This window comes from Corallococcus sp. AB038B (genome assembly GCF_003668955.1).
Lineage (GTDB): Bacteria > Myxococcota > Myxococcia > Myxococcales > Myxococcaceae > Corallococcus > Corallococcus exiguus.
Map to the genome: position 1 here is coordinate 348,001 of NZ_RAWO01000008.1, position 14,211 is coordinate 362,211.

Genomic DNA, 14,211 nt, shown 5'->3' on the forward strand with positions numbered 1-14,211 from the left:
AATGCAGGCTGTGCGGAATAATAGCCCGGGGCAGCGTTGCCGTGCACCTGCGGCTGCTGGCCCAGCACACTCGCTCACCCGCCGGAGAGTCCAATGAAACGGATAGGGATGGTCATCGCGCTGTTCGTTTGCGTGAACGTAGCTCGCCAAGCTCAAGCCGCGGCAATGAAGCCAGCGGCGCTGCGCGAACGCATCAGCGTGTCACTGGCCGCCGACAAGCGCGAGGTGGCGCTGACCCTGGCGAAGCAGGACACGGTGCTGCGAAAGGCTCTCGCTTCCCGCTTGAGTGGCGAGCACCTCGCTGTGGATCTGAAGCAGTGGCTGAGCACCGTGTCGGCCCCGTCCTCCGTCACGGGCGTGGCGGAGCGAGCGGACCTGAACATCCGTCGGCTCAAGGGCATCGATCGGGAGCTCGACAGCCTGCTGCAGCTTCGTCTGGCCAGCGCGTCCATGCTGGCGGCATTGCAGCAAGGCGTTGAACCCCTCTACGCGTACGAACCGGATGGCAATGACTCCCAGTGGCGATTCATCGAGGCCTTTGATGGCCTTGGCCGCGTGCACCGCCTCGACGTGCACCGCATGCCCGAACAGCCGGTGTTGGTGGTGGACATCGACGCGCGCAGGGACCTGGCCGCCGGCATCAAGCTGATGCGCGAGCACCTCGTGGCCCTCGGGCAACGTCCCCTGCCCGTCCGGGACACGGCCGCCGCGGCGCCCAGCACGCCGGTGACGATCCTCGATCGCATCTACCTGAACGACGACGAGGAGCCGTGGATCTCCGGTAACGCGGAGGTCTATGCCATCGTCAATGGTGTCGACCCCAGCCGTGACGCACCGCAGTTGGACATCGTCGACATGCCCTATCTGGACACGGACGGGAGGACCTACTCCCCGAACCAGGTCCTGATCTTCTGGGAGCGTTACCGCTGGGCGGCGGCGAACGTCATCCTCATGGAGCACGACGACAACACCAGCTACCAGGATCTGGTGAGCTACCTGTTCAATGTCGCGAGCCAGATCCTGACCGCCATTGGCCAGCCGGAGATCGGCGCCCTGGTGTCCCTGGGCAGCGGGCTGGTGGATCGCATGCCGGGTGAATGGTTCACCAACGACGACGACTATGTCGATTCGTTCTACACCCTGGAGAAGAACCACACCTACACCAACTACAGCGGTGCACGCGGCAACGCGGTGGTGACTCTCAGGCCGTACGAACTCCTGGGCCAGTAGCAGTCCGCGGGCCCGTGGGGATCGAGGCGGCTCTGCTCGACCCCTTCGGTCAGCGTCCGGCCTGGGCCAGGAAGTCGGCGGTCGGCAGGACCCTGGCGTAGCCCATCCCCAACGCCGCCAGGAACGCGGCATGGACCTGGGGCGCGGGCACGCTCTGGCCCTGGAACTCCAGGCTCCGGGCCGCGCACGCATCCCCCAGCACGGTGACCGTGTAGCCCAGGTCCGCTGCCGCCCGCACCGTGGCATCCACGCACATGAGGGTCATCATTCCCACGACCACCAGGTGCTTCACATCCAGGGTCCGCAGGCGTTCCTGGAGGTCCGTCTCGCGGAAGCTATTGGGGAAGTGCTTGAGCACCACCGCTTCACCCGGTCGAGGCGCGACTCGAGGATGAATCTCCGCGCCCGGGGTCCCCGGCAGGAAGAAGGTGGCGCCTGGCTGCGGTGATTCGTGGCGCACGTGGATGACCGGAAGGCCGCGCTCCCGGAAGAAGTCCAAGGCCGCCCGGGCCTGGGTGGCCGCGGCATCGGAGCGCTCCAGTTCGAACCGTCCCCCGGGGAAATAGTCATTCTGGATGTCGATGAGCAGCAGCGCGGTGTTCTCCACGGACGTCCTCCTTCATTCGGGTCATGATGCGTCGCCACGTCGAATACGCGGGCCCGCGCCCTGGCGGGAGTGTCCGGATGGACAAATCCGGGGCGGAAACCGACAAACGCGCATGCCTGCCGGGTCCTCGTCGATTCGTGTCGCGGTGCTGGCCCTGGAGGCCTGCGTGGCCTCCAGCGTCGCGGGCCCACTGGACGTGTTCGCCATGGCCAACCGCCTGAGCCGGGACCAGGGCGGTGGAGAACCCTTCACGACGGAACTGGTGGCGCCCCTCGCCGGCCCCGTGCGCAGCTTCCATGGCCTGATGCTGGGCGCCGCGCGAGTGCCTGCCCCGACGGAACGCTTCGACGTCGTCATCATCCCCGCGCTCGTGGGCGACCTGGAGCAATGCGTGGCGAAGCGCTCCACCACGGACTGGCTGGCGGGACAGCACACGCGAGGCGCGAAGCTCGCGGCGGTGTGCGCGGGCGCCTTCCTGCTCGCCGAGGCGGGGCTCCTGGAGGGCCGGGAGGCCACGACCCACTGGGGGCTGGCCCGGGACTTCGCGACCCGCTATCCCCGCGTGGCGCTCAAGCCGGAATTGCTCCTGGTGGACCATGGCGACGTGCTCACCACGGGCGGAATCACCGCCTGCATGGACCTCTGTCTGCACCTGGTCGCGAAGCAGGTCTCCGCGGAGCTGGCCGCGCTTTGCGCCAGGATGCTCCTGGTGGAACCCGGCCGTCGGTTCCTCGCCCCCGACGCAGTGCACGCCACGCCTCGCGACCACGGCGACACCGCCGTGCTGCGCGCCCAGGAGTGGCTGGAGGCCCACCTCTCGGAGCCGGTGACCCTGGCGGGAGCGGCCGGGGCCGCGAGCCTGGGCGAACGCACGCTGCTGCGTCGGTTCCGCAAGGCCACCGGCGATACGCCCCTGGACTATGTCCAGCGCCTACGCATCGAGGCCGCCCGGCGACTCCTGGAGACCACTCCTCGAACCGTGGAGGACATCTCCCAGTCCGTCGGCTACGCCGACACCACGTCGTTCCGCCGCCGCTTCAAGGCTCGCACCGGACTGTCTCCGGGTTCCTACAGGAAGCGGTTCGCGCTGCGCTGATGTGACAAAGGACCCGGTCCTTCAATATCGCGACCGTGGTGGCCTCCGTTCTAGGCGCTCCGGGCGCGCACGTCCTCGGATGACGAGGCTGCGCGAGCGATGAGCTTCCCGGTGACCCCCCTGGGGAGCACCACGCCGAAGAAGAAGCCCTCCTCGAAGGGCTCCGTCGAGTCGAGCTGGACCTTCACCCGGGAGGCAATCGTCGCGAGCGCCGTCTTCAGGAACACCATCGCGAAGTCCGCGCCCACGCACGCGCGCGGCCCGCGACCGAAGGGGAAGAAATGGCCGCTCCCCAGCGGGTCTCGCGTCGTGCCTCCGTCCAGCCAGCGCTCCGGATTGAACGTATCCGGGTCCGGCCAGTGCGCCGGGTCGCGGTGCAGGTGCTGGTTCGAGATCATGATCATCGACCCCGCCGGCAACGTGACCCCGGCCAGCTGCGCATCCTTCGACGGCGTGCGCGTCATCACCCGGACCGCCGGCAAGACGCGCAGCGCCTCATACGCCACCGCCTCCACCCACTTCGCGGCGTCCAGCTTCGTGAGCGTCAGCGGCCCGTCCGCCATCAACGAGGCAGCCTCGGCGGCGAGGCGCGCGTCAGCGTCGGGGTACTTGTTGAGCTGGTGGAACGCCCCCACCAGCGTGACGCTGGAGGAGAACGCACCGCCGAAATAGGTGCCTCCGAGCATGTGCGCCAGCACCTGATCATCGATGCCCGGCGTCTCCCGCAGGTAGCGGGACATGATGTCCACGGCACGCGAGTCCTGCCGCTTGCGAGCCTCGCGGATGCGGTCCACGAAGTGCCCGTAGAAGCGCGCCTTCACCGCGTCGAAGTCCTTGGGAGGCTTCACGAACTTCAGCGGCAGCTTCGACTGGATGCGCGCGTCCGCCGCCCTCGCGAGCAGCATGAAGTCTTCGAACACCTGGTCCGGCAGCTTCTCCCCCACCGAAGCCACCGAGAACGCGTCGAACGTCAGTCGGCGCAGCGCGGGCGTGAGGTCGATGTGCCTCTGCTTCAGCAGCGCGTCCACGGACTCGGAAATGGCCGCCTGCATGGGGCCCACCTGATCCGCCAGCCACTCCGTGGCCCACGGCTGCGCGCCGGGCTCCAGCTGGCGCTTCTGGACCCAGTCCCCGCGCAGCTCCGCCGTGAAGGCCGTGTCATCTGTCGTGGAGGGGCGGATCTGCTCGCTGATGTTCCCCTTCTCGAACTCCATCCGGCGCGGGGACTCGTAGACCTCAGCGATGAGCGCCGGGTCGTTGAGCACCAGCCCGGGGTTGGGCCCCATCCAGATGAGCGTGACGCCGCCGTACTCGCGGCCGTACCTCGCACAGACGTCCCAGGGCGACGCCCCCAGGAAGTCCCCAGCAGTGCCGAGGATCCCCGGCTGGGGACCGGGCAGCGACGCGAACGGCTTGCGCTTCGCGCCGAAGAACAGGTTGAAGATGCCGCGAGAGAAGGCATTGGGCATGGGCGGAGTCTCCTGACGGCGCTAGACGGTGATGCCACAGGGGATGCGGTCGGCCTGCAGGACGGTGTAGGGCACCGCGCTCTTCGCGTTGCGCGCCTTCACGGCCTCGCTCTGCGCGCGCAACTGGGCGTGGAAGCGGTCGCGGATGGCGATGAGCTCCGGCTCCTGGAAGTAGTCCTCGCGCCAGCCACCCTCATGGAGCAGGTACTCCTCGTCGTCCCCGAAGCTGGACAGCGCGCGGCCCACCGCCACCTGCCAGAGCATCTGCGTCTTGGAGGGAATCATGGCGTCGATGTCCTTCTCACCCAGGACGCCCTTCTCTCTTGGCGGAGGCTGGCGCATGCACAGGGGCGCGTTGGGCACGAAGGCGTAGTGCTCGTACTGGAGGTAGTTCACCGCCGCGTGCTGGACGCTGACCGTGAAGAGCACCGTGGTGAGGATGTCCGTCAGGTCGGACACGCGCTTCAGCTCCGCGCAGGGCAGCTTCTCCACCGGCAGGCCGTGCTCGGTGAGGTCCTTCCACCAACGCTGCATGTCGGTGTCGTGCACCAGGTCCTCGTCGGACTTGTAGAAGTGCCCCAGCACACCGCCCACGTACTCCTCCAGCGCCTCCCACAGGAGCAGCGAGTCATCGCGATACGGGTAGTGCGGGAGCACCGCCGGGTCGAGCACGCCACGGCGCTCGATGTCCAGGCGCGGCTTGTTGTCCGCGAGCGTCCAGGCCTTGTACCCCTTCTTGCCCAGGAAGACGTGGCCCTGGTCGGGGCCGCCCGTGGCGATGAGATCGTCGAACACGCCGCCCGCCGCGAGCAGGCCCTTCCGGGCGCCATCGTTGATGGCGAGCGTGTAGCGGAAATGGCGACGCAGCAGCTTGTAGACGGGGTGCGGGTCCGGGAGGTTGCGCATCGTCGCCATGACGAACGGCTCGGCGACAAAGTGGGTCCGGAGCGCGTGGCCCACCATCTGGTGCGTGTTGCCCTCGCTGCACCGCAGATAGATCTTCGCGGCCAGCCAGTCGTGCGGGCTGTCATTGGGCGTGAACACTGGATCCAGCGCCGGGTCGCGGCCCAGCTGGATGGCGATGGGCCGCAGCTGGCGCGTGTCGTCCAGGTACAGCAGGCATCGGGACGCGGGCGCCCACCGGCGCTCCTCGACGCCGGCCTTGTCCGCCTTCCTGAACATGGGCACGTCGCCCAGGATCTCGAAGTCGAGCAGGAAGACGCGCTTGCCGGCCAGCGCCTGCGGGAGCGTCGTGCCAGGAGCCAGCAGGCCCCGCAGCTCGGAGTCCTGGAGGGGCATTCCCTCCGGCAGCTCGGTGATGGACTGGATGTGGACGGGGCTGATGCCCTGCACGGCCTGCCGGGCGAACTCGATGTCGTCCTGCCAGCGCCTGGCGATGGTTGGCAGTTCGAGGCCCTTGAAGAAGTCGAAGACGTCCACGAGGCCATTCCACGCCTTGCCGAGCACGGGCATGTGCAACTTGATGGCCGCGAGCGTCTTCGCGATGACGACCTCATAGCTGCCGTCCACGAGGCCCCGGTAGAGCTCGTCCTTCGGCAGCGGGCGCTCCTCCGTGATGTCGAGCGCGCCGGGCAGCCCGGCGGTGGCCTCCGCGGGGCGCCAGGGATACATGCGCTGGCGGGCCTGGAGCAGGTCGTTCCGGGCGACCTTCTGCCGCTCGTGCTGGACCTGCTGGGGCAGCCGGGCGGTGCCCTCGAGGACCTCCGCGGTCGTCCTGGCCAGCACCCAGCGGTAGTACGGGAAGAACCAGTGCTTCCCCAGCGCGGTGACGGTCACCGAGTCGAGGAGCCAGTCGCCACCGACGCCGCCCCCCGCGTTGGAGAACCGGAGCAGGATCAGGTCCCCCAGGTCCTCGGACCTGACGGAGTAGGCGTCCACCGCGCCGGCCTCGAAGTCGTTGTGGAAGCGCTTGTCCAGGGCTTGCGGCTGGCTCTCGCCCTTCGTGCCCACCAGGACCACGGAGATGGCCGCGTTCGTTCCGGCGCCGAGCTTCGAGCTCGTGCGAATCGTCAGCGTGTAATCGACGGTCATGGATTCTCCCACTACCACGTGGCACGCAAGGTACGCCGGTGGAAGCGGGGCGGACAATGTGCGGAGGCGTCACAGTGCATGCGGAGCATGTGACGAAAGCTGGCTGCCGTGGATCCGCTAGCCACCTGCCCTCGGGGGCGAGGGCGCGAGTATGGGATTGCCGCAGGCATGGTACCTTTCCGCGCGATGAAGCCCGCTTCCCGTCGTCCCCTGGCTGAGATTGAGGCACGGAGCTGATGCCGACCGCATGGCGCCGCCTGCTGACCTCCCTGGGGTTCTCATCCAAGGCCGGGGAGCCGCCGCTCCTAGAGGCGGAGGAGCTGGCCCGCTGGTACGCGGGGCTGGGATTGAAGGAGCGGCTGGCGGTCAGCCGTAACCTGGTCAAGCAGGTGCGAGCGCCACGAACGCCGAGGGATCCCGCCACCCTGCCCGCTCGGGCCTGGGGCCGGCTCGTGTTCGAGCAGGACGGACCGCACGGGGCCATCCCCCTGCACCACATCAAGGTGGAGTTGTGGGACCGGGACTTCGGCACGCCGGACGACTTCCTGGGCGAGTCCTTCACGGGCCCAGATGGCGCGTTCGAAATCCGCTACGACCCGTCGGACGCGGGTGAGCGGGACCTGCCGGACCTGGAGCTGCGCTTCTTCGAACCGCGGCACACGTTCCGTCAGGACGGCCGGGTGGTGGAGACGTGGAAGCGCATCGGTTCGGAGCGGGGGCCGGACGACCACGGCGGGAGGGAGTACGACTTCGGGACACTCCGGCTGCCGTACTGGGAATACGACCCGTCGACGCCGCTGGCCCGCCTGCTCGTGGTGGAGGAAGGCACTCCGCCAACGGCCTACGCGCCGGGACGTGCACTGGCGATGCTCAAGGCCGTCGCCCCCATCGAGTTGGTGAAGCGCCAGCACCAGATGCAGATCCGGCTGGGACAGGTGCTGAGCCTCGCGAAGATCCAGGCGGACTACCCGGAGACGATGACGGTCCGGATGGAGCGCGAAGCGCCAGGCTCCTCGCGGAGTGATTCATGGTTCGGAGAGCGCCTGCTCAACGGGATGTTCTCCAGCATCCTGGACCGCGACCCGGAGGTGCCGGGGGATGACCAGGCCTTCCGGCTGTATTTGCCCTGGAATGCCTATGAGCAGGACGGCGTCCACTGCCTGCCGGACGTGGACCTCCGGCTGCGGCTGTTGGATGGCAAGCTGATGCCCCAGCGGATCATCCTGGGGATGCGGGAACCCGGAGCAACGGCGCCCGGCTCACCGGTGACTCGCAAGACGTACACGCCCGCGGACGGCGCGGAGTGGGAGGCGGCCAAGCGGATGGCGCGCGTGAGCGCGACGCTGGACGTGGAGCTGGGCAATCACCTGGGGCAGTGTCACTTCAACGTGGAGCAGTACGCCATCGCCGCGCACCGGAACCTGCGGCGCAATCCCTTGCGCTGGCTGCTGATGCCGCACCTGCGGGAGGTGGTGTTGATCAACCACTCCGCCACCGGATTCCTGGTGGGCCCCACGGGGTACATCACGCGGGCCAGTGCGTTGACGGAAGCAGGTATCCACCAGCGGTTGGAACATCTGCTGGGCAGCTACGACTGGAAGGGCTTCGCGCCCGCGACGCCAGTCTGCGAGGGCCACCGCTACGCACAGGCGGGGCAGTTGTTCTGGAAGCTGCTCGGGGAGCACGTCGACACGTTCTTCGCGGAGCACGGCGCGGCGGTGGAGGCACAGTGGCACGAGGTGCGCCGATTCTCGGACGACCTGGTCGCGCATTCCGCACCGGCGTTCGTGTGCCGCTACTTGCGAGCGACGGTTCCAGGAAAAGAAGCGCCGTGGTTCGTGCGCTCGGAGCGCATGGACCTGGGGGCGAAGGTCGCGGAGCCCGCGACGAAAGCCGTGAGCGCCGTGACTCGGACGGATACGCCCCAGCCGGGTGAGGTCGAGGCGCTGAAGCACCTCTGCCGCTACGTCATCTTCTTCGCGACGTTCCGCCACGCCTGGGCGAACAACCTCCAGTGGGAGGACGCGGGAGAGGTCCTGTACTCGTGTCTGGGATTGCGCTGGGGCAAGGGCGGCGCGCTGTCCACGGAGGAGGACCTGGACGTCGCGCCGACGCCTGACGAGGCGACGGAGATGCTGTGGATCTCCTGGATGCTGTCCAAGACGAACTACGGCTTCATCCTGTCCAACGAAGAGGAGGACATGCATCCCCGGCTGCTGGAGCTGCTCCGGGCCCGTGCCGCGGACTTCGCGGCCCTGGGCCTGGATGTCCGGACGGTCAGCTCCCGCATCAACATCTGAGCGGAATCAGTACGTCCAGGGGAACCGCTTGAAGTCGCGCTTGCGCTTCTGGACAAACGCGTCGCGGCCTTCCTGTGCCTCTTCCGTGCCGTAGCCCAGACGCGTGGCCTCTCCCGCGAAGAGCTGCTGGCCCACGAGCCCGTCGTCCGGGAGGTTGAAGGCATACTTCAGCATCTTGATGGCCGTGGGGCTCTTGGTGTTGATCTCCGCCGCCCACTCCAGCGCCACCTTCTCCAGGTCCTTGTGCGGCACGGACTTGTTGATGGCGTTCATCTGGAACGCCTCGTCCGCCGTGTAGGCCTGGCCCAGGAAGAAGATTTCGCGCGCCCGCTTCTGCCCCACCTGCCGCGCCAGCAGCGCGCTGCCGTAGCCCGCGTCGAAGCTGGCCACGTCCGCGTCCGTCTGCTTGAACATCCCGTGTTCCTTGCTCGCGATGGTCAGGTCACAGACGACGTGCAGGCTGTGCCCGCCACCCGCCGTCCAGCCCGGCACCACCGCCATCACCACCTTCGGCAGGAAGCGGATCTGCCGCTGCACCTCCAGGATGTGCAGCCGCCCCAGCCGCGCGGGGTCCGCCGCGTCCTCGCCGGGCTCGTACTTGTAGCCGTCCTTGCCGCGGATGCGCTGGTCGCCTCCCGAGCAGAACGCCCACCCTCCGTCCTTCGGCGACGGCCCGTTGCCCGTGAGCAGCACCACGCCCACGTCCGTCATGAACCGCGTGGCCTCCAGCGCCCGGGCCAGCTCGTCCACCGTCTTCGGACGGAACGCGTTGCGCACCTCCGGCCGGTTGAACGCGATGCGCACCGTGCCCTGATCCACCGCGCGGTGGAACGTGATGTCCTTGAACTTGTGGCCTTCCACCGGCTGCCAGCGGGACGCGTCAAAGAGGTCCGAGACCATGCGCAGTCTTGCTCCGAAAATGGGGGAGTGAACGGCACGGAACCCTAGCGGTTTCCGCTCGGGGACGCCCGCGCTACCGTGCGCGCCATGTCCACGAGCCTGCTCGTCGTCCATGTCCATGTGCACGTGCTGCCCCAGCACGTCGACGCCTTCCTCCAGGCCACCCTCGCCAACGCCCGCGAGAGCGTGAAGGAGCCCGGCATCGCCCGCTTCGACGTCTGCCAGGACAACGACGACCCCACCCGCTTCGTCCTCGTGGAGGCCTACCGCACCGCCGAAGCTCCGGCCGCGCACAAGGAGACCGCCCACTACCTCACGTGGCGTGACACCGTCGCCCCCATGCTGGCCGAGCCCCGCATCCCCCACCGCTACACCAACCGCTTCCCCGACGACGCGGCCTGGTGACATGCCCACCGCCCCCTTCGAGTTCGCCACCGCCACCCGCGTCCTCTTCGGCCCGGGTAGCGTCCAGGAAGTCCCCGACCTCGTGCGCGGCCTCGGCGGCCGGAAGGTCCTGCTCGTCACCGGCACCAACCCCGCCCGCGCCGAACCCGTCCGCGCGGGGCTCGAACGGCTGGGCATCCCTTCCGCCTCCTTCCGCGTCCCGGGCGAGCCCACCGTCGAACTCGCACGCGAAGGCACCGCCGCCGCCGTGGACTCCGGCTGTGACGCCGTGGTCGCCATCGGGGGTGGCAGCGCGCTCGACGCGGGCAAGGCCATCGCCGCGCTCGCCGCCAACGGGGGCGACCCGCTGGACTACCTGGAGGTCATCGGCCGGGGACAGGCCCTGACGAAGCCGTCGCTGCCGTTCGTGGCCGTGCCGACCACGGCGGGCACCGGCTCGGAGGTGACGCGCAACGCGGTGCTGGGCTCGAAGGAGGCCGGCGTGAAGGCCAGCCTGCGCAGCCCGATGATGCTCCCCCGCGTCGCCCTGGTGGATCCGGACCTGCTGGAGCATGCGCCCTCAGAGGTGCTCGCGGCCGGCGGCCTGGACGCGCTGTCGCAGCTCATCGAACCGTTCCTGTCCATCCGCGCCCAGCCGCTCACGGACGCGCTCGCACGCGAAGGCATGCAGCGTTCCGCGCGCTCCCTGCGCAAGGCGGTGCTGCACGGCCCCGGCCCGGCGGAGCGCGAGGATCTGGCCATCGCCAGCCTCTTCGGCGGCCTGTGCCTCGCCAACTCGGGCCTGGGCGCGGTGCACGGCTTCGCGGCACCTCTGGGCGGGATGCTCGGCGCGGCCCATGGCGCGCTGTGCGCCGCGCTGCTCGGAGCCACGCTGGAGCTGAACCTGGAGGCGCTGCGCTCGCGTGCTCCGGACCACCCCGCCCTGCCCCGCTTCCGCGAGCTGGCGGTGCTGCTCACCGGCCAGTCCAACGCCCGCGCCGAGGACGGCATCCTCTGGGTGAAGGACCTGGTTCACGCCGTGCGCATCCGGGGCCTGCGCGACATGGGCCTCACCGACGCGGCCATCCCTGAACTTGTCACCAAGGCCCGCGCCGCCAGCAGCATGAAGGGCAATCCGCTTCCGCTCACGGACGCGGAGTTGACGGCGCTCGTCGAACGGTCGATGTGAGGACCCACCCATGAAACCCGCCGCCCTCGTCCCCGTGGTGCTCGAACGCCTTCGCGAGAAGTATCCCGACGCGAAGTACGAGCTGAACTGGAACACGCCCTTCGAACTGCTGGTGGCCACCATCCTGGCCGCGCAGTGCACCGACGAGCGCGTCAACCGCGTCACCGCCGAGCTGTGGAAGAAGTACGACGGCCCCCAGGCGCTCGCGGACGCGGACACCGCGGAGCTGGAGGAGGACTTGAAGCCCACCGGCTTCTTCAAGCAGAAGACCAAGACGGTGCAGGCCATGAGCCGCGCGCTGCTGGACGCCCACAAGGGCGAGGTGCCCGACCGCATGGAGGACCTGGTGGAGCTGCCCGGCGTGGCACGCAAGACGGCCAACGTCGTGCTCAACACCGCCTTCCAGCAGGCCTCCGGCATCATCGTGGACACGCACGTGGCCCGCGTCAGCCAGCGCCTGGGCCTGACGAAGCAGGAGAAGCCGGAGGCCATCGAGACGGACCTGATGAAGCTGGTGCCCAAGGACGACTGGACCTTCTTCGGCCCCGCCGTGGTGCTGCACGGCCGCTACACGTGCGTGGCCAAGAAGCCCAAGTGCTCGGAGTGCCTCCTCAACGACGTGTGCCCCAAGCTGGGCGTGGCCTGAGCCGTCACATGTGCGCGAGCACCATCAGCGTCAGCACCCAGTCCAGCCCGGCCTGGAGGAAGTAGTAGGTGGAGCCGTCCAGCGAGGTGCCGAACCCGGTGCCCAGGTGGCCCAGGGGCCCCGCGAAGAACTTCATGCCCACCTCGGCCCCCAGGTTGATGGGGGCGCGCCGTGAGGCCGAATCATCCAGGTACGGGCCCACCAGCGCCCGGGCATAGGGCGCGAACCAGTTCGTCACGAAGTGCTGGTAGCCCACGGTGGCGTTCAGCGACACCCGCTTCGGGTCCACGCTCGCATTGGCGCCCAGCGTCAGCCGCCGGGCCTTGAGCCCCATGGGCTGCACGTTCACGTCCATCGCCAGGCCCATGCCGCCGTCGAACGGGACGCGCCAGCCGAACGCGAACTCCGTCGTCGACTTGTCGATGGACAGCGCCTCGTAACGGAGGTGCGCGGCCCCGGCCACATCCCCGCGCGCGTCCTGGAGGTCCGCGAGCGCCAGCGCCGCCTCCTCCGAGTCCTCGTCATAGACCTTGCGCAGTGGTGGCTCCGCGCCGTCCAGGTCGCCGCGCGCCAGCCGATCCTTGCCCTGTGACAGGCAGGCGGACGTGGAGCCCATCGCGCACGCGAGCCCCAGGGCCCGGTCCGCCTCCTCCGTCCGGTTGTCCACCTGGAGCTGCTTCCCCCAGGTCTCGCAGGCCCAGGCGCTCCCGCCGTCGCACTTCTCCTCCAGCGAGGGAGCGCGCGTCACCTCCTGCGTCGTCACGCACGCCACCGTCAGCAGGCACGGCAACAGGCACAGCCACCGGACGAGGGACGCATGAAGACCACGGGGGGCTGGGGCCGCAACCATGGTCCACATTCAAACACACCCCTGGGCCGCGGCGTGTCCGACTCGGTGCGTCTTTCAGCGTTCTTCCAGCGGCCCTTCCCCGTCGTGGATGACGCCCGGGTTGCGGCCGATGTCCGGCCCATCCCCGCTGCGCTCATCGGCCTTCTGTTCCTCGGAAGCCGTGTCACCCGAGCCGCCCACGCCTTCCCGGAAACCGTCGGCGGCCTCGCGGCTGGACTCGCGGATGCTCTCCGCGGCCCGGCTGGCGCCGTGCTGGACATCCTTGGCGGCCTCGCCTACCTCCTGCCCGGCCTGCCGGGCGTTCTCGTTGACGGCCTGCTGCTGGCGCTCATTGCAGCCGGCCGTGAAGCTCACGGTTCCAATCACACCCAGCACGACGAGCCCGTTGAAGTGGCGTGTCCACATGGTCGTCTCCCCGAGGGTCCCGGCCCTCTGGGGTGAAACGTAGGCATGCCCGCTTCCGGACGGAGTCCCGCTTCCCCGCTCGGAAGGCCTCAAGGCGCTGCTCGCCTGTCAGCCCCCTGCCGCCCGGGCCGCTAGACGGGAATGTCCTCCCACGGCTTCGTGGGGTGCCGGGCGCGGAAGGTCTCGATGCGCGCGCTCACCTCCCAGCTCGTGGTCGTATCCCGCAGCTGCTCCAGATACAGGCAGCGCCTGGCGACCGCGTCCAGGTCGAAGGCCCAGTACATGCTCATCAATGGGTTGATGAACAGCTTGCTGCCTTGCGTCCGCGACGTGCGGTGCTGGTCGCCGTAGTCGCCATCGATGGCGCCCACCACGGACAGCGACACGATGCTCGGGCGCCGGGCCATCTCCTCCGAGGAGAACATGACCGCCTCGCGGTAGCGGTCCACCTCCGGCATCCCCGGCAGCAGCGCGGTGACGCCCAGGTAGGCTCCGCGCCGGCTCAGGTCCGCGACCGCTTCCAGGAAGTGCGCGTGGCAGATGCCGTGGAACGCATCCACGCCGAAGCCCAGGCAGACGATCAACTTGTCCCGCAGCGTCAGCGAATCCACCGCCGCCAGGCTCGAGATGTCCTCCTCCGGTGTGCCCAGCCCGGCCTCATCCCCACGCATGAGGATGTCCGTGCCGCCGTCCACCAGCACCACCGTGTCGAAGCCCAGCTCCTTCTGCAAGGCCACCCACGCCGCGCTCAACGGCGCGACCCCGACCTTGTCGAAGCAGTAGATGGAGACCGCTTCGCCTCGCGCCTGGAACCAGCGGGCGAGCACGCCTTCCGGGAAGTAATGCGCCGGCCCCTGCGTCTCCGCTCGGACCTCCATCAGGCCCGGGGCCACGACACGTCCGTCCACGCGGTCCAGGGCCGTGAAGCTCAGGTTCGCCAACGACACGCGCTTGCCCATCTCGCGCAGCCGGAAATACAGAGGCAGGCCGCAGTAGATGTCGAAGCCGCCGCCCGCGCCCGCCAGGAGCACGTGGTCCGCGCGCTGAAGCCGTTCAAACAACGGGGAGGTGGCCAGGTCCATG

General features: G+C 68.9%; 13 protein-coding genes. 6 read left to right on the top strand and 7 right to left on the bottom strand.

Annotation, left to right across the window (positions count from 1 at the left end):
- The first annotated feature begins 165 nt into the window (after positions 1–165).
- A complete protein-coding gene (locus D7Y04_RS28655; protein WP_233601618.1) occupies positions 166–1,230 on the top strand; it encodes a DUF3103 domain-containing protein in 1,065 nt (354 codons plus the stop codon).
- A 49-nt stretch (positions 1,231–1,279) separates the two neighbouring features.
- Here D7Y04_RS28655 and D7Y04_RS28660 read toward each other — a convergent pair whose 3' ends face one another.
- Complete coding sequence (locus D7Y04_RS28660; protein ID WP_121761365.1) at positions 1,280–1,837, bottom strand: cysteine hydrolase family protein; 558 nt, start codon at positions 1,835–1,837, stop codon at positions 1,280–1,282.
- Positions 1,838–1,949: 112 nt separating this feature from the next.
- Between D7Y04_RS28660 and D7Y04_RS28665 the strand changes: the two genes are divergently transcribed.
- Entirely contained in the window at positions 1,950–2,933 is a 984-nt protein-coding gene (locus tag D7Y04_RS28665; RefSeq protein WP_158627601.1) for a GlxA family transcriptional regulator, read from the top strand.
- Between the two features lie 50 nt (positions 2,934–2,983).
- Here D7Y04_RS28665 and D7Y04_RS28670 read toward each other — a convergent pair whose 3' ends face one another.
- Together D7Y04_RS28670 and D7Y04_RS28675 are read right to left on the bottom strand one after the other, a co-directional pair.
- Positions 2,984–4,402: a cytochrome P450 gene (locus D7Y04_RS28670; protein WP_121761327.1), complete on the bottom strand. Its 1,419-nt coding sequence runs from the start codon at positions 4,400–4,402 to the stop codon at positions 2,984–2,986.
- 21 nt (positions 4,403–4,423) lie between these two features.
- Positions 4,424–6,454, bottom strand: a complete 2,031-nt coding sequence (locus D7Y04_RS28675) for a lipoxygenase family protein (RefSeq protein WP_121761328.1) — start codon at positions 6,452–6,454, stop codon at positions 4,424–4,426.
- A 236-nt stretch (positions 6,455–6,690) separates the two neighbouring features.
- Between D7Y04_RS28675 and D7Y04_RS28680 the strand changes: the two genes are divergently transcribed.
- Positions 6,691–8,754, top strand: coding sequence for a lipoxygenase family protein (locus D7Y04_RS28680; RefSeq protein WP_121761329.1), 2,064 nt, complete (start codon positions 6,691–6,693; stop codon positions 8,752–8,754).
- Between the two features lie 6 nt (positions 8,755–8,760).
- Here the strand turns inward: D7Y04_RS28680 and D7Y04_RS28685 are convergent, their stop codons facing one another.
- On the bottom strand, positions 8,761–9,654 hold the full coding sequence (locus tag D7Y04_RS28685; RefSeq protein ID WP_120577562.1) for a 1,4-dihydroxy-2-naphthoyl-CoA synthase: 894 nt from the start codon (positions 9,652–9,654) through the stop codon (positions 8,761–8,763).
- Positions 9,655–9,741: 87 nt separating this feature from the next.
- Here D7Y04_RS28685 and D7Y04_RS28690 point away from each other — a divergent pair, with 87 nt between their 5' ends.
- The 3 genes from D7Y04_RS28690 to nth are packed head-to-tail and all read left to right on the top strand — an operon-like array spanning position 9,742 to position 11,873.
- Positions 9,742–10,059 (top strand): putative quinol monooxygenase, encoded by a 318-nt coding sequence (locus D7Y04_RS28690; protein WP_121761330.1) that lies wholly within the window; start codon positions 9,742–9,744, stop codon positions 10,057–10,059.
- A 1-nt stretch (position 10,060) separates the two neighbouring features.
- Positions 10,061–11,227, top strand: coding sequence for an iron-containing alcohol dehydrogenase (locus D7Y04_RS28695; protein ID WP_121761331.1), 1,167 nt, complete (start codon positions 10,061–10,063; stop codon positions 11,225–11,227).
- A gap of 10 nt (positions 11,228–11,237) precedes the next feature.
- Positions 11,238–11,873 (top strand): endonuclease III, encoded by a 636-nt coding sequence (nth, locus tag D7Y04_RS28700; protein WP_120600034.1) that lies wholly within the window; start codon positions 11,238–11,240, stop codon positions 11,871–11,873.
- A 4-nt stretch (positions 11,874–11,877) separates the two neighbouring features.
- Here nth and D7Y04_RS28705 read toward each other — a convergent pair whose 3' ends face one another.
- The 3 genes from D7Y04_RS28705 to D7Y04_RS28715 all read right to left on the bottom strand — a co-directional run bounded on the left by D7Y04_RS28705 (position 11,878) and on the right by D7Y04_RS28715 (position 14,210).
- Positions 11,878–12,723: a hypothetical protein gene (locus D7Y04_RS28705; protein ID WP_147477209.1), complete on the bottom strand. Its 846-nt coding sequence runs from the start codon at positions 12,721–12,723 to the stop codon at positions 11,878–11,880.
- Between the two features lie 54 nt (positions 12,724–12,777).
- Complete coding sequence (locus D7Y04_RS28710) at positions 12,778–13,128, bottom strand: hypothetical protein (protein ID WP_199749745.1); 351 nt, start codon at positions 13,126–13,128, stop codon at positions 12,778–12,780.
- Positions 13,129–13,259: 131 nt separating this feature from the next.
- Positions 13,260–14,210 (bottom strand): DUF1152 domain-containing protein, encoded by a 951-nt coding sequence (locus D7Y04_RS28715; RefSeq protein WP_121761333.1) that lies wholly within the window; start codon positions 14,208–14,210, stop codon positions 13,260–13,262.
- Position 14,211 lies beyond the last annotated feature (1 nt).